Below are 19687 nucleotides of genomic sequence, written 5' to 3'. Positions count from 1 at the left end.
CTCGGCGCGCCCGCCCCCGGGCCGCGGGCGGTCCGGGGACGTTCAGGCGGCCGGCTCGATCGTCACCTTGACGTGCTTCATGATCGGCTGGTCGCTCTGCGTGCTGTGGTCGACCAGCGCGCACAGCACGTTCATCTCGGGCATGTACCCGGCGGCGCAGCCCCGGGGGATGTCGTACGGGACGGCGAGATAGCCGTGGAGGGACCGCCGGCTGCCGTCCTTCGCGGTGCTCGTGATGTCGACCGGTGCCATGTCCGCGATGCCGCGCTCCCGCATGTCGGCCCGGTTCATGAAGACCAGCGTGCGCAGGTTCTTGATGCCGCGGTAGCGGTCGTTGTCGGAGTAGATGGTGGTGTTCCACTGGTCGTGGGACCGCATGGTGCCCAGGGCCAGCGTGCCCGGCTCGGGCACGACGTCGGGCAGCGGGGCGGCGGAGAACTCGGCCCGCCCGGAGGGGGTGAGGAAGACCAGCTCGCGGGCGGGCTGCCGGATGCGGAAGCCCAGCGGGAGCCGCACCCGCCGGTTGAAGTCCTCGAAGCCGTCCAGGGCCCTGGCCATGGTGTCGCGGATGCGGTCGTAGTCCTCGATGTACCACTCCCACGGCGTCGGGCTGTCGGGCAGCGCCGCCCGGGCCATGCCGGCGACGATCGCGGGTTCGGAGAGCAGGTGCGGGGAGGCCGGGCGCTTCATGCCGATCGACAGGTGCACCATGCTCATCGAGTCCTCGACGGAGGTGCTCTGGACGCCCTTGCGCTGGTGGTCCTTCTCGGTCCGGCCGAGGCACGGCAGGATGAGGGCCTGCCGTCCGTGGACCAGATGGCTGCGGTTCAGCTTGGTGCTGACCTGGACGGTGAGGTCGCAGGTGCGCAGCGCCGCGTAGGTCCGCGGGGTGTCCGGGGCGGCGAGGGCGAAGTTGCCGCCCATGCCGACGAAGACCGAGATCTCGCCGCGCTCCATGGCCTCGATGGTGCGGACCGTGTCCAGGCCGTGCGCGCGCGGCGGTTCGATGCCGCAGACCTCGGCGAGGCGGTCGAGGAACGCGTCGGCGGGGCGGTGGTCGATGCCGCAGGTGCGGTTGCCCTGGACGTTGCTGTGTCCGCGCACGGGGGAGGGGCCGGCACCCTCGCGCCCCAGGTTGCCGCGGAGCAGCAGCAGGTTGACGATCTCCCGGACGGTGTCGACGCCGTGCTCGTGCTGGGTGAGGCCGAGGCACCAGCTGACGATGGAGCGGTCGGCGTCCCCGTACACCCGGGCGGCCTTCAGGACGTCCGCGCGGGTCAGCCCCGACTGCCGCTCGATCTCCTCCCAGGGTGTCGCCTCGCACACCGCGCGGTACGCGTCGAAGCCGCTCGTGTGGCGGTCGATGAACTCCCGGTCGAGGGCCCGGGGGTCGGTGGCGGACTGCTCCAGGACGGCCTTGGCCATCCCGCGGATCAGTGCCATGTCGCCGCCGATGCGGGGCTGGAGGTTGAGGGTGCTGGTCCTCGTCGTCTTGAGCAGCGCCATGTCGGTGAAGTCGTGCGGCACGATCGTCCGGGTGGCGGCGGCCTCGACGAGCGGGTTGACGTGCACGATCCGGGCCCCGCGGTGGTGGGCCTCGGCGAGCGCAGTCAGCATCCGGGGGGCGTTGGACGCGGCGTTCACCCCGAAGATGAACAGCGCGTCGGCGGTCTCCCAGTCCTTGAGGTCGACCGTGCCCTTGCCCGTGCCCAGGGAGGCCTGGAGGGCGCGGCCGCTGGCCTCGTGGCACATGTTGGAGCAGTCGGGCAGGTTGTTGGTGCCCAGCTCGCGGGCCATTAGCTGGTACAGGAACGTCGCCTCGTTGCCGAGCCGCCCCGAGGTGTAGAAGGAGGCCCGGTTCGGGTCGTCGAGGCCCCGCAGGGCCCGGCCGACTACCTCGAACGCGTCCTTCCAGGTGATCGGGACGTAGTGGTCCGACTCCGGGTCGTAGACCATCGGCTCGGTCAGCCGGCCCTCGTTCTCCAGGTCGTAGTCGCTCCACCCGGCCAGCTCGGTCACTGAGTGCGCGGCGAAGAACTCGCTCCCGACGCGCTTGCGGGTCATCTCCCACGTGACGTGCTTGATGCCGTTCTCGCAGATGTCCAGGTGCAGGCCCTTGGTGTCGTCGGGCCACGCGCAGCCGGGGCAGTCGAACCCCGTGTTCTCGTGGTTCATCCGCATGATCGCGCGCGGCCCGTCGACGAGGGCCTTCTCGCGCACGAGGAACTCGGTCACGCTCCTGGCCGCGCCCCAGCCCGCGGCGGGGTGGTCGTACGGGTGGAACGAGGGATCGCCCTCGGGAGCGGGACCCACACGGGGCTCCACGGGATCCGGGTCGTCGGATGCGGGGGAGTGCTGCGCGTCCTGGTCGGTGCTCACGGCAGTTCACCCTTTCACCTGCGGGCATTCGGGGCGTGTCACATCGCAAGGCCACCCCCTCGGCAGGCTATGCCCGCCGGTGCGCGGGTGCCACTCCACTCCCGGCGGACGTACGGGCTGCGCCACGGATCATGCGCGCCTACGCTGGCGCTGTCCATTTCGTCATACTTGATCACCTGTGTCTCTCGGTGGGAGTTCCATGGTCGTCGTACAACCCGTTGTCGCCCCTCCCTCACGGGCGGCCGTGTTCCTCGTGGCCACCGTCCATCGAGGCGGCGAGACGGCGGTCCGGGAGGCCCTCCAGGACCTGTCGGGGCTCGTCCGGTCGGTCGCCTTCCGGTCGCCCGACGACGGCCTCAGCTGCGTCGCCGGGATCGGCTCCGACGGCTGGGACCGCCTCGTCGGCGGCCCCCGCCCCCGCGAACTGCACCCCTTCCCGGCGCTCACGGGCCCCCGCCACCGCGCCCCCGCCACCCCCGGAGACCTGCTGTTCCACGTACGCGCCCGGCGCATGGACCTCTGCTTCGAACTGTCCCGGCTGATCGTGGAGAGCCTGGGCGCCGCCGTCACCGTCGTGGACGAGGTCCACGGATTCGCGTACTTCGACGAGCGCGACCTCCTCGGATTCGTCGACGGCAGCGAGAACCCCGGGGGCCGGGTGGCCGCCGAGGCGACCCACATCGGCGACGAGGACCCCGGCTTCCGCGGCGGCAGCTACGTCGTCGTCCAGAAGTACCTGCACGACATGCCGGCCTGGGACGCGCTCACCGTCGAACAGCAGGAGCAGGCCATCGGCCGCGGCAAGGCGTCCAACGTCGAGATGCCCGACGACGTCAAACCGTCCGACTCGCACGTCGCCCTCAACACCGTCGTCGACGAGGACGGCACCGCCCGCCAGATCTTCCGCGCCAACATGCCCTTCGGCCGGATCGGCGGCGGCGAGTTCGGCACGTACTTCATCGGCTACGCGCGCACCCCCGCCGTCACCGAGCTCATGCTCCGCCGCATGTTCCTCGGAGACCCCCCGGGCAACACGGACCGCATCCTCGACTTCTCCCGCGCCGTGACCGGCGGCCTCTTCTTCGTACCGAGCGCCGACCTCCTCGACGACCTGCCCGCCGCGCCCCCGGCCGCCGCCGCCCGCCGGGGGAACTCCCTCGGCATCGGCGGCCTGAAAGGAGCCCGACTCCCATGACGACCCCCGACGCCACCCCCGGGGACACGACCCCCGCCCCCACGGGCGCCCTCGACCACGGCCCCGACACGGACAACCTGCACCGCGAACTCGCCCCGATCACCCCCGCCGCCTGGGCCGAGATCGAGGAGGAGGCCCGCCGCACCTTCCGCCGCAACGTCGCGGGGCGCCGCGTCGTCGACGTCCCCGACCCCGGCGGCCCCGGCCTCGCCGCCGTGGGCACGGGGCACCTCAGCGACATGGGATCACCCGCCCCCGGCGTCACCGCCCGCCTGCGGGAGGCCCGGCCCCTCTTCGAGCTCAGGGTGCCCTTCACGGTGGACCGGGCCGCCGTCGACGACGTCGAGCGGGGCTCGAAGGACTCCGACTGGCAGCCCGTCAAGGACGCCGCGCGGGCCATGGCCTTCGTCGAGGACCGCACGATCTTCGACGGATACGGGGCGGCCGGCGTCGACGGACTCCGCGCCAGGTCCTCCAACCCCGTCGTCCAGCTCCCCACCGAGGCGCGCGACTACCCGGACGCCGTCAGCCGCGCCCTGACCCTCCTGCGCCTCGCCGGCGTCGACGGTCCCTACGCGCTGCTCCTCGGCGCCGAGGAGTACCGGGCGGTCAGCGAGACCTCCGACCACGGCTACCCGATCGCCGCGCACCTCGGCCGCATGCTCGACGGCAAGCCCATCTGGGCGCCGGCCCTCAGCGGCGGCTTCGTCCTGTCCACCCGCGGCGGCGACTTCGAGCTGGTCCTCGGCCAGGACCTGGCCATCGGCTACACGGGCCACGACGCGACCAGCGTGCAGCTCTACTTCCAGGAGACGCTGACCTTCCGCACGTACACGGACGAGGCCGTCGTCGTCCTGGAGGCGCCCCCGGCCTGAGGGCCGGAGGCCGGGGAACCGGGAGGCCCGACGCCGTGCACCACCGTCCACTGCTGCTCTCCGCCGTCCCACGGCTGGCCCTCTCGGCGCTCGCCGGGGCGGCGGTCGGCGCCGTCGTCGGCGCCACCGTCCACGTGCCCCTCGGCGTCCTCGTCGCGATCGCCGTCGGGGAGACCCTCTTCGTCGTCACCGGATGGACCGCGCTCTGGCCGATGGACGCGACCACCACCCGGAGCAACGTCCGCCGCGAGGAGTTCCGGCCCGCCGTCGAGGAACTCGCCGTCGTGGGCACGGCGGTCGGCGGCCTCTTCGGCATCGTCGTCCTGCTCCTCGCCGGCAGGTCCGACCTCGGTCACGCCGCCGCGGCGACCGCCCTCGCCGGGGTGTTCATGGCCTGGGCGGCGCTGCACCTCATGTACGCGACCCGCTACGCCTACCTCTACTACCGGGAACCCGGCGGCGGCATCGACTTCAACTCCCGCGAACCGCCCCGCTACAGCGACTTCCTCTACTTCAGCTACAACCTCGGCATGACCTACCAGGTCTCCGACACCGACGTCTCCAGCACGACGATCCGCGCGGTCGCACTCCGCCACTGCCTGCTCTCCTACGTCTTCGGCGCGAGCATCCTGGCCACCACGATCAACCTCGTCACGGGCATCGTCACGGGCTGAGACCCCTCCGCGCGGAGACCTCGCGGCGGGGCGGCGTCCAGGCCGTCTCTTCCGGTCCTGCCCGACCCGCAAGATCCGGAAGAGACGGCCTAGCCGAGGGACAGCACGACCGCCGTGGCCGGTCCCTCGGGCGTCACGTACCGGACGGTGTCGCCCGCGCGGTGGCCGAGCAGGGCGCTGCCCAGCGGGCTGTCCGCGGTGACCATCGTCCGGTCGAGCACCGCCGCGACCTCGCCGATCTGCACGGTCGACTCCGTGCCGTCGTCGAACCGCACGGTCACGCTGCTGCCCACACCGACCGCGTCGGTGGGCGGGGCGCCCGCGACGTCCGCCTCGCGCAGCCGCCCCTCGATCTCGTCGATGCGGCGGTCGAGCCGGTCGAGGTCGTCGCCGCGCTCCAGCTCGTCGGCCTGGTCGGCCCGGTCGCCCGTCTGGTCGCCGCCGCCGTCCCGGAGGGTGACCGCGACGGCCTCGCGTTCGGTGCGGAGGTCGTCGAGCTCTCCCTGCAGTGCCTCGCGGGCGGCGGCGCTGATGGGCTCGGGTCCACCGGTCATTCCTGCTCCCCTGGTGCGACGGCACGAGAACGTACCGCGGGTCGAATGTTCCGTTTCGGCCATTATCGACCAGATCGCCGACCGGCGCCGTCACGCCCGCTCCACCCCGGGCCGCCCGCCGGACTCCGACCCTGGTCCGGCCGGCGACCGGAACCCGCGATCGCGGTGCCGGCAGCGGCGGTTGGGCCGGATCCGGGCGCGGGCCGGGCGCGCCAGGGCGGCATCCGCGCCCGCCGGCACGGTCTGTTACGTTGCCGGTGCCCGGGCCACGGACGAGGTGGGCCGGACCCGCGAACAGAGGGAGACCCCCGCGATGGCCGTCATCCACCAGACCACTCTGCAGCCCACCAAGCTCGAACTGCTCACCGAGTGGCTCCCGACCCGCCCCTGGTACCGGGGCGGGGACGCGCGGCTGGACCGGGTCGGCGGGTTCCGGCTCGACGACCCGGCGGGCGAGGTCGGCATCGAGTTCATGGTCGTGACCGACGGAGAGGGCGCGGAATCCGTCTCGTACCTCGTCCCGCTGACCTACCGCGGCGCTCCGCTGGACGGCGCCGAGGCCGCCCTCGTCGGCACGTCCGAGCACGGCGTCCTCGGCAAGCGCTGGATCTACGACGGCGCCCACGACCCGGTGCTGGCGGCCCAGTTGTACGCCCTCCTCGCCGGTCGCGCCGAAGCCCAGGCCCAGTCGCTGACCGACGCGCCGGACCGCACGGTCGCCGTCTCGCGTCCCGCGGCCGCGGGGGCGGCCGACGCGGAGCCCGTACGGGTCACGGAAGGAGCCGACCACACGGACGTGGAGGTCCGGCCGGCCGGTGCGCCCGCCCCGCTGACCCTGCGCGTCCGGCGCGTGCTGGCCGCCGGCACGGACGTGCCGGCCGACGCCGACGGCGGAGTCACCGCCGAGTGGCGGCGCGCCGACGGCACGACGGTCCGGGGCCTGTTCGTCGTCACCCTCTGAGGAGGCCCGGGCCGAGGCGCCCCGGACCCGGCCGCCCGGCGAAGCCTTCGCCACCCGGCCGGGACCGCGGAGCGCCCGGCTCCTACGGCCGCAGCGCCGTGGCGAGTTGGGCGCGCGACCGGACGTCCAGCTTCTGGTAGATCCGGGTCAGCCGCGCCTCGACGGTCTTCACGCTCAGGTACAGCTTCGCCGCCGCCTCCTGGTTGCTGGCGCCCTGGCCCACCAGGCGGGCGAGCCGCAGCTCCGCCTCGGTCAGCGAGGAGAGCGCGGGCAGCGCCTCCTCGCTCCCGGAGGCCGCCCCGGGCCCCTCGCCCGCGGGCCCCGCGGGGGACTCGCACGCCAGGGCCAGCCAGGGCGCCGCTCCGGCCCGCTCAAACACCGACGCCGCCGTCTGCAGCGCGCTCTGCGCCGCCGACCGGCGCCGTCTGCGGCGCTCCACCCGGGCCAGGGCGATCAGCGCCCGTCCCCGCTCCAGCGGCAGCCCGGCCCGGCCGAAGGCCTCGGCCGTGCGGGTGAGCAGGAGCACCGCCTCGTCCGTGCGCCCCTCCGCCGCCAGCCACAGCGCGTACGCCCGGTCGCAGCCCAGCAGCACCGTGGACCGGCCCAGCCGGGTCGCCACCGGCCGCACCTCGTCGAGGAGGGCCAGGGCCTCCTCGCCCGCGTCGTGGGCGAGCAGCGCCTCGGCCAGCTCCTCGTGCCAGCGCAGCATCGACGGATCCACGGTCGACTGGGCGCGCTCGTCGGCCTGCACGCGACGCAGGGTCTCCAGGGCGGCGGCGACGTCGCCGTTGATCAGCTGCACCCGGCCGAGCGCGTACCGGCTGCGGGACAGGAAGACCCGGTCGCCCTCCTCCTCCGAGGCCTGCACGCTCCGCCGGGCGTAGCTCGCCGCCCGGGCGAAGCTGCCGCCCGCAGTCTCCGCGAGGGCCAGGGTGTACCAGGCGGGGCCCGGCGAGAGGCCCGCCTCCAGGGTGAGGGCGAGGGACTGGCCGGCGTGGGCCAGCGCGGCCGCACACGCGCCCCTGCGGGACTCGATCGCGGCCAGTGTGGAGAACAGCTCGATCGTGTCCTCGACCGAACCGCGCCGCTGCACCAGCGGGAGCAGCGCGTTGAGTTCGTCGCGGGCGTCCGTCAGGCGATCGTCGAACAGGGCGTGACGGATCGTCAGGATCTGGGCGGCGTTGCGGATCCCGAGGGGCCGCTCGGCGAGTTCAAGGGCGCGCGCCTGCGCGAGGACCGCCTCCGCGTCCGGCGCTCCGAGGGCCCGCTCCATCCGCGCCTGCACGGTCAGCGCCTGCGCCGCCGTGCGCGGATCGCCCATCGAGGCGGCGAGCGCGGCCGATTCGACGGCCGCCGTCCGCGAGCGCTGCGGATCGCCGTCCGCCAGCACGTACTTGACGGCCAGCCGGAGCTGTACGGCGGCCCGCAGGGCGGTGTCGCCCTCCGAGTCCTCCATGGCGTGGACGTACATCTCGTCGAGGCCGGTCAGTCCCTGCCCGGCGGTGTCGAGGACGGCGAGCCGGGCCCTGACCCGGTCGGAGGGGACCGCGTCACGGGCGAGGAGGTCGGTGGCCGCCCGCATGGCGAGGTCGGCGCGGGCCGCGCGGGCGGCCTCCTCGGCGGCGTCGACGAGCCGCGCGATCCGCCGTGTGCCGTGCCGGCCGGGTGTCGACTCGGCGGCGAGCAGGGCGAGTTCGGCCGCGAGCGCACTGTTCCCGCGCCGCCGGGCCAGGTCGGCGGCGTCCGCGACCTCGGCGGCGAGGTCCTCGTCCGGGCTGTCGGTCGCCAGCGCCCGGTGGCGTACCGCCTCCACGGGGTCGTCCACCACCTCGGCGAGGGCCGCGTGCCCGGCGCTCCGCTCGGCCCAGCAGGCGTCGTGCACCAGGGTGGAGGGCAGCAGGCCCGCGGTGAAGGTCACCGAGCCGTCCTCGGCGAGCGACACCAGTCCGGCCCGCTCGGCCGCCGCGAGGTCGGCCTCCGCGTTGGGCCGACCCGCCCGGCGCACCAGCGTCGACGAGGGCCGCAGCGCGAGCGCCGCCAGCAGCAGCGTCTCGCGCACGGCGAGGGGCGCGGCGCCGAGCAGCTGCCGGGCGAGGTCGCGGGCGCGCCCGGAGAGCGTCAGCGCCTCCGCGTGGTGCACGGGGGTCCGCGCGTCGGCCAGTGAGCGGCCCACGGCGAGGGCGAGCCGGGGATTGCCGCCGCTCGCGCGGTGGATGCGGCCGGCCATCCGGGAGGGCAGCCGGTGGTGGATGAGGAGTTCGGCGATCTCGTCGGCGTGCAGCGGCGGCACGAGCAGCACGTCGGCCTCGGACGGCACCCAGAGGTGGGCGGCGTGCGGGTCGTCGGGGCGGTGCGGCGCGCGGTAGGGCTCGTCGGCCTCCCCGTACGGCTCCGGGGTCTCGACGGCCACCACCCGCAGCGCGGGCGGCGCCAGGTGCAGGGCGAAGCGGAGCAGGTCGGCGCTGTCCGCGTCGACGTGCTGCACCCCGTCGACCACGAGGAGCACGGGCCCCCGGCGGGTCAGGGTGCGGAGGATCTGGGCGATGCCGAGCCGGAGCGCGATCGGGTCCCAGCCGCCCGCGTCGAGCGGCGCCTCGCGGCAGAGCATGGCGACGGCGGTGCGCTGGGGGCCGGGCAGTTCGTCGAAGACGGCGGAGGCCTCGGGCGCGGTGGACGACCGCCCGCCGGAGGCCTTGTCGGACGGGCGGGTCTCGCGGCGTCTGCCGCCGGGCCGCGCCAGGCTCACGGTCGCCGCGACCGAGGCCACCAGCGCGGCGGCCGACGCCCCGGGTATCTCGCGGTCGGACGGCAGGGTGGCCAGCCACAGCACGGTCTCGCCGCGTGCCTCGGCCCGGGTCGCCGCGGCGAGCGCGAGTTCGGTCTTGCCGACGCCGGCGGGGCCGGTGAGCAGGGCGCGGCCCCGGGTGTGGAGGGCGCGTTCGAGCCGGGCGAGGAGCTCCTCGCGGCCCACCGGCGCAGGGGGTCCGCCCGGACCCGTGGGGCGCAGGGCGAGGTACGGAGCTGTCGTCACTGTCCATCACCTCCGGCGCGCTCGGGCCCCCGGCCCATGAGCCCCGTGGGCAGAGAATACGGAGCCCACGGGTGGAGTCCAGGCCTTCTGTCCGGCATTCGGACAGGGCCCTGGGGCGGACGGGGGGCCCGACACGCCAGGACGCGCCCGTGGTGTAGACCACGAGCGCGTCGCTGACCAGCAAGGATGCTGATGTGGGGGGTGGTTCAGTGGTGGAGCGGTGGTGCCTTAGAAGGTCAGGCTCCACGAGTTGATGTAGCCGGTGTCACCCGAGGCCACATCGCGGACCTGGAGCTTCCAGGTGCCGTTGGCGACCTCGCTCGACGCGTCGACCGTGTAGGTGGTCAGGACGTTGTCGGCGCTGTCCGAGGAGGACGAGGCCTTGAGGTTGCGCACCGTGCCGTCGGGGGCGACCAGGTCGACGACCAGGTCCCCGCGCCAGGTGTGCCGGATGTCCACGCCGACCTTGAGGGCGGCGGGGGCGTTGCCGGTGCGGCCGGAGACGGTGATCGAGGACGACACGGTGGCGTTGTCGACGATGGTCACATCGGTCGCGTTGGTGAAGACGGTGCCGGGCGGCGTGGTGGTCGTCACGGCGTTGACGGTCTTCGCGGTGTCGGCGATGCCGGTGCCGCAGCCGCCGGTGCAGGTGCCGGGCAGCGGGCGGGCGTTGGTCTTGATCGCGGTCTCGATCTCGGCCGGGGTGAGGCTGGTCTTGGCCGACTTGAGCAGGGCCGCGAGGCCCGCGATGTGCGGGGCCGCCATCGAGGTGCCCTGGTAGGGCTTGAAGTTCTCGGCCGACTGGGTGGTCGCGCCCGAGTTCAGCGTGGAGTAGATGCCGTTCTCGGGGGTGGTGACGGTGCCGGGCGTGTCGGTCGCGCGACGGGTCTCGCCGCCGGGCGCGGCCACGTCCACGATGCTGCCGAAGTTGGAGTAGTACGACCGGTTGCCCTCGCGGCTGGTGGACGCCACGTTGATGACGTTGGCGCAGTTCGCGGGAGTGAAGCCGGAGGCGTTGGCGTTGCTGTTGCCCGCGGCGACGACGACGGTGGTGCCGCGGGAGACGGCGCCGTTGATCGCGTTCTGGTAGACGCTCGGGCAGGTGGCGCTGGCGCCGCCGAGGCTCAGGTTGATGACCTTGGCGGGGGTGGCGTTGGCCGGGACGCCCGGGACGGAGCCGCCGGAGGCCCAGGTGATGGCGTCCGCGATGTCGGAGGACGAGCCGCCGCACTTGCCGAGCACCCGCACGGGCTGGATCTTCGCGTTGTACGCGATGCCCGCGATGCCCTTGGTGTTGTTGGTGACGGCGCCGATGGTGCCGGCCACGTGGGTGCCGTGCCAGGAGGAGTTCGAGGCCTTGGAGCCGGTGCCGCACTCGTTGTCGGTGGCGTTCCAGTCGCCCTCGTCCTTCGCGTCCGCGTCGCGGCCGTTGCCGTCGCGGGCGTCGGCGGAGGTCGAGATGAAGTCGTACCCGGAGACGACGTTGGTCGCCAGGTCCGAGTGGGTCGCGTAGCCGGTGTCGATGACGGCGACGGTGACGCCCGAACCGGTCGTCTTGTCCCAGGCGGCAGGAACGTTCATGCCGCCGGTGGGCTCGAACAGGTCCCACTGCTTGGCGTAGTCGGTGTCGTTCGGCGTGACGGCCATCGCGTAGGCGCGGATGTCGGGCTCGACCGAGGCGACGGACGGGTCGGCGCGGAACGCGGCCATGACCTCGGTCACGTCCTGCTTGCTGGCGCTGTCGCCCAGGTCGACCAGGGCGCCGCCGCCGGCGAGGCGACGCTCGAAGGAGAGCTTCTCGCCCGTCTTCGCGGCCTTCTCGGCCGTGTCGCTCTTCGCGGCGGTGTTCGAGCCGGCCTCGGCGGCCTGGCTCTTGTAGGTGACGATGACCTTCTCGACCGGGGCGCTGGGGAGCGCCCGCATGGTCTGCGAAGCCGGTGCGGGCTTCGGGGTGGCAGCGCCCGGGGCGGCGGCGATCGCCCCGGTCGTGGCAGCGGCGCCGAGGATCGCGGCGCTCGCGACCACGGATATGACTCTCCGCCTGGAACCGTTCAAGGTGTGGCCCTTTCGAGTACGACGTAGCTGCGGAGCAGTGGCGGCGGCGCGGGAGGCCAGGGCGAAGTGGGGTCGCTGTCCGGCATTCCCTGGGCTGGGGGGCCCGTGCGCCGCCACCGGCGCGACGGCCCGGGTCAAGGCCGTCCCCGGCGGAAGCAACCCCTCCGCATGCACCTGTCAGGGTGCGGTCGGGGGGATGATATCTGCCGGTGCGGAGGACAGTAGGGAACGGGGGGGTGAACCCGATACGGGGAAAACCCTTGTCACCCCTCACGGGGCTGCGGGGGTCCGGTGAGGGGAGGTCCGACCGGGGGAGCGGGCACCGGATTCCGCGCCGCGCCGACCGCGCGCCGGGCGGCGGGCCGACATCCGGTCCGATGCCCGACCGGCACGTCCCGCGGGGAAGGTACGTACCTGCCTCACGGGAAAGGTACACACCTCTCGACGGGTGCCGGCAGGGACCCCCTCCCTGGAGCCTGCCGTCGAACTCGCCTCTGCCTCGGCGGTCGCCCGGGCAGGCGGGGGCGTTCCGGAACGGTCGCGCGCGGGACGCCGGAGGCCCGTCGCCTCGCGCCGGGGGCTTGGCGGTGTGCGCCGAGGGTCTGGAGGTGTGCTCCTCAGCCGAGTTCGAGCGTCGTCACTCCGAAGACCCGCTCGCGTGCCACCGGGCGGACCGGGCCCGTGTACATCCGGGCCGTCTCGAACGTCGGCTCCAGGCCCCGCTCCTCGGCCAGCCGGGCCGCCGCCGGGTTCGACTCCGGCATGTCGACCGCGATCCGCGCCGCCCCGAAGGCCCGCGCCTCCGCGGCGAGCGCGTCGAGGAGAACGGCCGCGTCGGCGGGGGTGTCCGCGAACAGCGGTCCCACCCGCGCCGCGTCCTGGGCCGGCCGGACGACCCCGTACCCGGTCGGACGTCCGTCGACGACCCGCGCCAGCGCGCGATGCCCCGGCGTGGTCAGCCAGGAGGCCAGGAAGCGGGGACGGTCGGCGTGGTGACAGGCGCCGTCGTACGCGGCGAGGGCGGCCGGGTCCACGGATCCCGCGGGCACCACACCGGGCGGCGGGCCGTCGACGGCCGGGACCGCGCCCTCGTACCGCGCGGTGCGGTACGCCGCCTTGAAGCCGGAGCGCCGGTAGTTGTCCTGCTGGTCCGGCACCCCGTCGAGCCCCACGGACCGGCCTCCGGCGTGCGGCAGGGCGGCCCGCCAGGTGGCCAGTCCGTGACCGAGGCCGCGCAGGTCGGGACGGACGAGGTAGAAGCCCAGGAACGCGTACGCGTCGTCGTAGGTGACGACCGAAATGGCCGAGACGGGCTCCCCGTCGACGCGGCCCAGGAAGAAGCCCCGGGGGTCCTGCGCGAAGAACGACGCGGCGTCCGAGCGGCCCGGGTTCCATCCCTCGCCGGCCGCCCAGGAGCGGACGAGCTCCCAGTCCCGTTCGGTGGCACGGGAGACGGACAGCGGGCCCGGGAGGGCGGAGGTCATGGGGGTTCCCTTCAACGGCCGGGTGCGGGCGCTCGACCGATCGGGCCGCGGCGGGTCCGGAGGCCGACGCCCCTGATGCGGGCGACGTGGCGGCGGAGTCCGGGGCCCCCGCATCCGGGCCCGCGCATCCGCACCCGGGACCGAAGCCCTGGACCGCGGCGACCGGAACGCCCCGCGCTTCGGGGCCGGCCCCGACCGGCGACGGTGAGGCGGCACCCGGAACCGGCGAAGCGTCATCGGAGGACCGGAGCAGGAACCGACGGAGTCCCTCCGGAGTACCGGGCGAAGCGCGCCGAGCTTAACGCCGTACGACGTCACTCCCGGCTCCCGCCGATCAATTCCGGCCGCGCCGGCCCCGGAGGGACGGCGGGCGGGGCAGGGTCTCAGTGGACCAGCCGGAGGCGCGGCCCCGCGACCGCGAGCCGCACGGTCTGGCCCCACGTCAGCTCCAGCGCGTCCGACTCGACTCCGTCGCCGAACACCACCAGCCGGTCGGACTCCACGGTGAGGCGCAGCCCCTGGCCCGGGTCGAGGAGCCCCTCGACCCGGCTCGTCCCGGTCGCCGGGGAGGGCCAGGCCTCCCGGACGAACCAGGCGAGCCGGGCGTCCGCGGGAGCGGGCAGCGCGAGCGCGCTGGACCGCTGCTCCCACAGGGACCGCAGCCAGCCCGTGGATCCCGTGCCCGTGCCGACGAGCACCCCCGAGGAGGCCTGGGCCTCCGGCGGGAGACCCGCCGCGTCGAGGTCCAGCGTGTACCGGGCGGTCTGGTGGCCGCGCGGTCCGACGTAGATCTCGTTCAGCGCCAGGAGCCGCTGCGCGTCGTCGGTGACGGCCTCCACCATCGTCAGCTCGTCGACCGTCGCGCCGTCCCCCGCCGCGTACGGCAGCAGGCGCCGTGCCCGGTCCGCGCGGTGGCGGACGAGCACCCCGGGATTGCGTCCCGGGTCGGCGTCGATCCCGATGACTGGCTGCCCGGTCAGGTACTTCGCCGCGTTGGCGACCAGACCGTCCTGCCCGACCACCACGACCACGTCCTCCGGGCCGAACAGGAACCGGTCCAGGTCGGCGCGCTCCACCCGGGTCTGCCGCCAGGTCAGGGGCACGGCGGCCGCCACCTCCGCCAGGGCCCGGTGGGTCCGCTCGTGCCGCTCCCGGACCGCGTCGACCGAGCGGCCGCGCGCGGAGAGGAAGAACGCGGCCTGGCCGTGCGTGCCGTGCCGGGCGAGGAGCTCCTCGTACTCCGTGGTCCGGTGCACGAGCACCGCGCGCGGCGCGAGGCTCACGGCCTGGCCCCGCCCTCGCCGAGTCTGGCGAGCAGCCCCGTCAGGACGTCGGGCGAGAGCGTCAGGTGCTCGATCCGCGGCAGGTTCTCGGCGGCGCGGGAGACGGCGAGGGCGTGCAGGGTCGCGGGCTCCACCTCGGCGTGCGCCCGCAGCCAGGCGGACTGCGCCCCGGCGCGCGCCTGGCCCACCTCGCGCGCGGCCTCCGCCTCGGCCTGTGCCAGGCGCACCTTGCGGACGGCCTCGGCCTCCGCGCGGACGGCGTCGGCGGCGGCGTTCTCCTCGGCCTCGCGGCGGGCGTTGGTGCCGCGCTGCTCGACGAGCCGCTCCTCCTGGCGGGCCAGCTCGATCTTGCTCGCCAGCTCGTTCTCCGCGATGGCGCGCTCGCGCTCGACGGCGACCGCCCGGCGCTCGTACGTGGCCCGGTCGGCCTCCTGCTGGATCTGCTCGCGGGCGGGGGTCCGCAGGGCGCGCTCGACCTCGGGCTCCGGGCGGATCGCGACCACCCGGACGGCCACGACCTCGATGCCGGTCGCCGGCAGGCGGGGCTCGGCGGCGAGTCCGGCCGTGACGCGGTCGCGCACCGCCGCGACGCCGTCGACGAGCGCCTCGGCCAGCGCGGTGCGGGCGAGGACGTCGAGGGCGTGCTGCTGGGCGGTCTCGGTGAGGAGGGTGGCGATCTGCTCCAGCGGGGTGCCGCGCCACGCGCCCGTGTCGGGGTCGATGGAGAAGTCGAGCCGGGTGGCCGCGGCCGCGGGATCCCCGATCCGGTAGGTCACGGTGGACTGGACGCTGACGTCCTGGAAGTCCGCGGTCCGGGCGTGGAACGCCATGGCCAGCTCGCGGTCGTTGACCGGGACCTCGGAGAGGGCCGCGGTGAGCGGGCGGAACCAGAAGCTCAGTCCCTCGCCGTCGTGCACGAGCTTGCCGCGGCTCTGGTGGCGGATGTGCGCGGTGGGTGCGGAGCGGAGATGGCGCCAGCCGGCCCGCCGGGTGATGTCGGCCATGAAGAAACCCCCTTGTCGTCATGTTGACGATAGGGGGGTCTCTCGCTTGTCGTCAAGATGACGAATTCGAGGGGCGCTCTCCGCGCCTGCGCGAACGGGGCACCCGGTGGGTGCGGAGGCGCCGCGGGGCCTGGCGGCCCTCGGTCGGCGCGGCCTCGCCGTGGGGCCCGGCGGCTTCTCAGCCGGCCGGTGCGGGCACCGGGAGAGGGTCCGGGGCGTCCGCGTCGGTGAGGCCGGACGGTGCCGCGAGCGGCTCGGTCGCGGCCGGCTCGGGGCAGGCCGAACGGGCGGTGGCGGGACCGGTCGAGCGGGGTGTCGGAACCGACCCCAGGATCTGCCGGACGCCGGTACGCGCGGGCGTGGAGGCCCCGTTCACCGGCGAGGAGATCACCACGGCGTCGCTCGTGGCGGCCGTCGGTCCGGGTGCGGGGTTCGCCGCCGGCGCGGGGAGGGGCGTCGCCGGCGCCGGGAGGTCCGGCGTTGGAGTGATGAGGTCCGGGGCCGACATGAGGACGTCCGGGGCCGGAGCGGTGAGGTCCGAGGTCGGCGTCGGCACGGGGAGGTCCGGGGCCTGGGGTGCGTCCGGGGTGCTCCCCTTCGTCAGGAGCACCACGCCGCGCGCCGCGACCAGAGACGCGCCGGCCGCGACCAACCAGCCCCAGGCGCCCGCGCGGAAGGTCTCCCCGAGCAGCGCCACGCCGATGATCGCCGCGGCCGCCGGGTTGGAGAGGTTGACCACGGCGAGCGGCGCCGCGAGGCCGCCGCGGTAGGCGGCCTGGGAGAGCAGCAGGCCGCCGGTCGCGAAGCCGGATATCAGCACCGCGAGGAGCGCGGTCTGCCACCAGGCCGGCTTCCCGCCGGGGAGTTCCAGTGCGAACGCGGCCGTCAGCGTCTGGGTGAGCGCGGAGGCGACGCCCGAGGCGATCCCGGAGGCCGTGGCGTGCCCGAGCCCGCGTGGAGCCTTCGCGCCCGACGGGCGCCGGCCGGACGCGAGTGCGGCGATGAGGAGCGCCGTCGCCGCGGCGACGACCAGGGACTCGCGCAGGCTGAGCGCCTCGCCGGGGGCGGTGGGCCCCGTCACGGCGACGAGCCCCACCAGACCGGCCAGGGTCCACAGGGCCCCGCGCCACTCGGTGCGGGTCACCCGGCGCCGGGCCGCGTACGCGCCGAGCGGCAGCGCGGCCACCAGGGTCAGCGCGCCGAGCGGCTGGACGAGCGTCAGCGGCCCGTAGTGCAGGGCGGCGACATGGGCGAGGGCTCCGGCGGCGTTCAGGCCGACCGCCGACCACCACTGCCCCCGGGCCAGCAGCCCGCGCAGCGCCCCCCGTTCGTCCTGGACGGGGGAGGCGGCGAGCCGGGACTGGGCGACGGCGGCGAGCGCGTATCCGGCGGCGGAGACGAGCGAGAGGAGCACCGCGACGACGGTGCCGGTGACGGGGTTCATCGGAGCGCTCCGACCGGAAGGGCGGCCGGACCGGCCTGACGGGGTACGGGTGGGGGCGCCGTCCGGCGGCCGGGGGCGCGGACGGCGAGCAGGGCGAGACCGAGCAGCGCGGCGGCGGCGAGCGCGTCGAACCAGTAGTGGTTGGCCGTGCCGACGATGACGAGCAGGGTCAGCAGCGGGTGCAGCAGCCACAGGACGCGCCACCGGGAGCGGGTGGCGGCGATCAGGCCGATGGCCACCATGAACGCCCAGCCGAAGTGCAGCGAGGGCATGGCCGCGAACTGGTTGGCCATCGAGTCGGTCTCCGGCGTCGCGCCGTACACCGAGGGGCCGTAGACCCGCGCGGTGTCGACGAGTCCGCTGGCCGCGAGCATCCGGGGCGGCGCCAGCGGCATCAGCAGGTGCAGGCCCAGCGCGGCGCCGGTGACGAGTGCGAGGACGCGGCGCGACCACACGTAGTGGGCGGGACGGCGCAGGTACAGCCAGACCAGGAAGGCGATCGTGGCGGGGAAGTGCACGGCCGCGTAGTAGGTGTTCGCGGTCCGGATCAGCGGTTCGCCGTGCAGCAGGAGCTGCTGGATCGTTCCCTCGCCCGGAAGGTGCAGCGCGCGCTCGGCGTCCCAGACGCGGTCGGCGTTCCGGAAGGCGCGGGCCTCGTGGCCGTTGGCGAAGAGCCGGCCGAACTTGTAGACGAGGAAGAGCGCGGTGACGAGCGCGAGCTCGCGCAGCAGGGGAGGCCGCACGGACGCGCCGTCGTCGCCTCCGCCGTTCCCGTGTGACTCGGTCCCGGGGGTAGGCGTCAGCCCCGATCCAGCAGGACGTGGTCCTCGTATCCCGCGTATCCCGGAAGCCATCGCACGGCCCTCTAATCCGTCATATCGCCAACAAACGGAGTGAGCCTAGATCCGATTTCATCGAGACGCAAGCGTATCGATACGTTTGCGTCTCGATTGTGCACCCCCTACTCTCGTATGTGCAGAGACAGAGGTGTCCGGGAGGGATCGATGTCCACGTCCGCGTCCACAGCAGAGCCGGCGTCCGCGTCCGGGACGCAGTCCACGGAGGCGTCGGAACCGGCGCCCGCGCAGGCGTCCGCGGAGGCCGCCGGCGCCCGCCGCAGCAAGATCACGCCGGAGCGCGAGACGGAGCTGTACGACGCCGTGCTCTGCCTCCTGCGCGAGGGCGGCTACGACTCGGTGACCATGGAGGGCGTCGCGGCCCGCACGAAGTGCGGCAAGGCCACCCTCTACCGGCAGTGGGGCACGAAGCCGCAGCTCGTCACCGCCGCGCTCGCCCGGCGCCGCTGCACCGTCTTCACCGGGATCGACACCGGCACCCTCGCCGGCGACCTGCGCGAGGCCGGCCGGATCGCCGCCTCGCACCGCGAGCGCGACGCCGAACTCATGGAGGCCGTGGCGCAGGCCTTCATCCAGCATCCCGACCTGCGCGCGGCGCTCCGCGAGACCGTCATCGCCCCCGAGGTCGCGGCGATCGACGAGGTCGTGGCCCGGGCGGTCGCGCGCGGGGAGGTCGACGCCGACAACCCCGCGATCGGCTTCGTCGCCCCCTGCTTCCTGGGCATGCTGCGCATCGAGCGACTCTTCGAGGACCGCTTCGCGGACGCCACGACCATGCGGGCCTTCGTGGACGCCGTCCTCCTTCCGGCGCTGCGCGTCGAGGGGTGAGCCGGGGGCCGGTCCGTCACGCTTGAACCATGCCCGCAGACCCCGCAGACCCCGCAGACCCCGCCCCGCCGGCCCCTCACGTCCGCGTCCGGCGGATCTACGAGCCCCCCTCGCCGGACGACGGCGTCCGGGTCCTCGTCGACCGCCTCTGGCCGCGCGGACTCGCCAGGACCGACGCCCGCATCGACGAGTGGCCCAAGGCGCTCACCCCGTCCACGGAACTCCGCCGCTGGTACCACGGCACCGAGGGCGGGTACGAGGAGTTCCGCCGCCGCTACCGGGCCGAGCTGGCGGCTCCCGAGGCCCGGCCGGCCCTCGACCGCCTGAGGCTGCTCGCGGCGGAAGGGACGATCACCCTCCTCACGGCGACGAAGGAGCCCTCGGAGAGCCACACGTCGGTGCTGCTGGAGGAGCTGGGCGCGGGCCCCTCGGCGTGACCGTCAGGCCGGGCCGAGCCGCAGACGGGGCGCTTCGGCCGCGGCGTCGACGACGGGCGGACGACCGCCGCCGGCCGCGGAGGTGCGCTCCGCCAACTCCCGGGCCCACGCCACGAGTCCGGCGATGTCGATGCCGTGGGCGGCGGCGGCCGTGCCGCCGGGCGCGCCCGGACCGGCCGCGAGCCGGTCGGCGCCGCGGCGCAGCAGCCGCGCCCCGCCCGCCGTGTTGCCGCGGGCGGCGTGCGTGAGCCCCACGGCGAGCTGGGCGAGCCCCTGCCAGAGGTCCCGCTCCGACGCGGGCCCGGACTTCCAGGCGTCCTCGAAGACCTCGTGCGCGTGGAAGGGCATCCCGGCGTCCAGCAGCCGCTGCGCCTCCCGCAGACTCTCCGTGGGAGCCCGGACGACGCCCTCGGGCTGCCGCGGCACGCCCTCGGCCCCGTACGGCAACGGCCGTCCGAGCCCGTCCCGCGGCCGGGCACTCCGAGCCCGCCCCTCCTCGTCACGATCCCTGCCAGGCCCACTGGCTGTCCGGTTCACCCGTCCATTGTCGCCGCCCCCGGGCAACATCCCTGGCCACATGCGGCGCGGTGACAGCCCGTGCGTCAATCCACCCGGCGGAGTGAGGT

General features: G+C 74.7%; 16 protein-coding genes. 6 read left to right on the top strand and 10 right to left on the bottom strand.

Features of this window, described 5'->3' with window-relative positions; genetic code table 11:
• Positions 1 to 42: 42 nt before the first annotated feature.
• Positions 43 to 2379 carry an FdhF/YdeP family oxidoreductase gene (locus tag ACF09E_RS09985; RefSeq protein ID WP_392204698.1) on the bottom strand — a complete coding sequence of 779 codons (2337 nt, stop codon included), beginning with the start codon at positions 2377 to 2379 and terminating at the stop codon, positions 43 to 45.
• A 199-nt stretch (positions 2380 to 2578) separates the two neighbouring features.
• Between ACF09E_RS09985 and ACF09E_RS09980 the strand changes: the two genes are divergently transcribed.
• Genes ACF09E_RS09980 through ACF09E_RS09970 form a run of 3 tightly spaced genes read left to right on the top strand, consistent with a single transcriptional unit; the run spans position 2579 to position 5123 of the window.
• A complete protein-coding gene (locus ACF09E_RS09980; RefSeq protein ID WP_392204697.1) occupies positions 2579 to 3574 on the top strand; it encodes a Dyp-type peroxidase in 996 nt (331 codons plus the stop codon).
• Positions 3571 to 4449, top strand: a complete 879-nt coding sequence (locus ACF09E_RS09975; protein ID WP_392204696.1) for a family 1 encapsulin nanocompartment shell protein — start codon at positions 3571 to 3573, stop codon at positions 4447 to 4449. Before ACF09E_RS09980 ends, ACF09E_RS09975 begins: the two co-directional genes overlap by 4 nt.
• Before the next feature lie 35 nt (positions 4450 to 4484).
• On the top strand, positions 4485 to 5123 hold the full coding sequence (locus tag ACF09E_RS09970; RefSeq protein ID WP_392204695.1) for a DUF1345 domain-containing protein: 639 nt from the start codon (positions 4485 to 4487) through the stop codon (positions 5121 to 5123).
• An 89-nt stretch (positions 5124 to 5212) separates the two neighbouring features.
• On the opposite strand, the gene ACF09E_RS09965 is transcribed toward ACF09E_RS09970, so the two are convergent.
• Complete coding sequence (locus ACF09E_RS09965; RefSeq protein WP_361852916.1) at positions 5213 to 5677, bottom strand: GreA/GreB family elongation factor; 465 nt, start codon at positions 5675 to 5677, stop codon at positions 5213 to 5215.
• A gap of 313 nt (positions 5678 to 5990) precedes the next feature.
• Between ACF09E_RS09965 and ACF09E_RS09960 the strand changes: the two genes are divergently transcribed.
• Positions 5991 to 6638 (top strand): 1,4-alpha-glucan branching protein, encoded by a 648-nt coding sequence (locus ACF09E_RS09960; RefSeq protein WP_392204694.1) that lies wholly within the window; start codon positions 5991 to 5993, stop codon positions 6636 to 6638.
• Between the two features lie 82 nt (positions 6639 to 6720).
• On the opposite strand, the gene ACF09E_RS09955 is transcribed toward ACF09E_RS09960, so the two are convergent.
• The 7 genes from ACF09E_RS09955 to ACF09E_RS09925 all read right to left on the bottom strand — a co-directional run bounded on the left by ACF09E_RS09955 (position 6721) and on the right by ACF09E_RS09925 (position 17742).
• Complete coding sequence (locus ACF09E_RS09955) at positions 6721 to 9669, bottom strand: AAA family ATPase (protein WP_392204693.1); 2949 nt, start codon at positions 9667 to 9669, stop codon at positions 6721 to 6723.
• Positions 9670 to 9897: 228 nt separating this feature from the next.
• On the bottom strand, positions 9898 to 11592 hold the full coding sequence (locus ACF09E_RS09950; protein ID WP_392205009.1) for a S8 family serine peptidase: 1695 nt from the start codon (positions 11590 to 11592) through the stop codon (positions 9898 to 9900).
• A 749-nt stretch (positions 11593 to 12341) separates the two neighbouring features.
• The gene (locus ACF09E_RS09945; protein ID WP_392204692.1) at positions 12342 to 13208 is read right to left on the bottom strand and encodes a GNAT family N-acetyltransferase; all 867 of its coding nucleotides are present in this window, start codon (positions 13206 to 13208) and stop codon (positions 12342 to 12344) included.
• 383 nt (positions 13209 to 13591) lie between these two features.
• A complete protein-coding gene (locus ACF09E_RS09940; protein ID WP_392204691.1) occupies positions 13592 to 14491 on the bottom strand; it encodes a hypothetical protein in 900 nt (299 codons plus the stop codon).
• Entirely contained in the window at positions 14488 to 15495 is a 1008-nt protein-coding gene (locus ACF09E_RS09935) for an SPFH domain-containing protein (RefSeq protein WP_392204690.1), read from the bottom strand. Before ACF09E_RS09935 ends, ACF09E_RS09940 begins: the two co-directional genes overlap by 4 nt.
• A gap of 178 nt (positions 15496 to 15673) precedes the next feature.
• A complete protein-coding gene (locus tag ACF09E_RS09930; protein WP_392204689.1) occupies positions 15674 to 16939 on the bottom strand; it encodes a DMT family transporter in 1266 nt (421 codons plus the stop codon).
• On the bottom strand, positions 16936 to 17742 hold the full coding sequence (locus ACF09E_RS09925) for a phosphatase PAP2 family protein (RefSeq protein WP_392205008.1): 807 nt from the start codon (positions 17740 to 17742) through the stop codon (positions 16936 to 16938). The genes ACF09E_RS09930 and ACF09E_RS09925 overlap by 4 nt, the downstream gene beginning before the upstream one ends.
• A gap of 201 nt (positions 17743 to 17943) precedes the next feature.
• Between ACF09E_RS09925 and ACF09E_RS09920 the strand changes: the two genes are divergently transcribed.
• Together ACF09E_RS09920 and ACF09E_RS09915 are read left to right on the top strand one after the other, a co-directional pair.
• Positions 17944 to 18624: a TetR/AcrR family transcriptional regulator gene (locus ACF09E_RS09920; protein WP_392204688.1), complete on the top strand. Its 681-nt coding sequence runs from the start codon at positions 17944 to 17946 to the stop codon at positions 18622 to 18624.
• A gap of 29 nt (positions 18625 to 18653) precedes the next feature.
• On the top strand, positions 18654 to 19061 hold the full coding sequence (locus ACF09E_RS09915) for a DUF488 domain-containing protein (protein WP_392204687.1): 408 nt from the start codon (positions 18654 to 18656) through the stop codon (positions 19059 to 19061).
• 3 nt (positions 19062 to 19064) lie between these two features.
• Here ACF09E_RS09915 and ACF09E_RS09910 read toward each other — a convergent pair whose 3' ends face one another.
• Positions 19065 to 19487, bottom strand: a complete 423-nt coding sequence (locus ACF09E_RS09910) for a DUF309 domain-containing protein (protein ID WP_392204686.1) — start codon at positions 19485 to 19487, stop codon at positions 19065 to 19067.
• Positions 19488 to 19687: the final 200 nt, after the last annotated feature.

Source organism: Streptomyces sp. NPDC014891 (genome assembly GCF_043081085.1).
In the GTDB taxonomy this organism is placed as follows: Bacteria; Actinomycetota; Actinomycetes; order Streptomycetales; family Streptomycetaceae; genus Streptomyces.
Note: the sequence above shows the minus strand (reverse complement) of the source record. Positions and strands in the feature narration are given on the sequence as shown.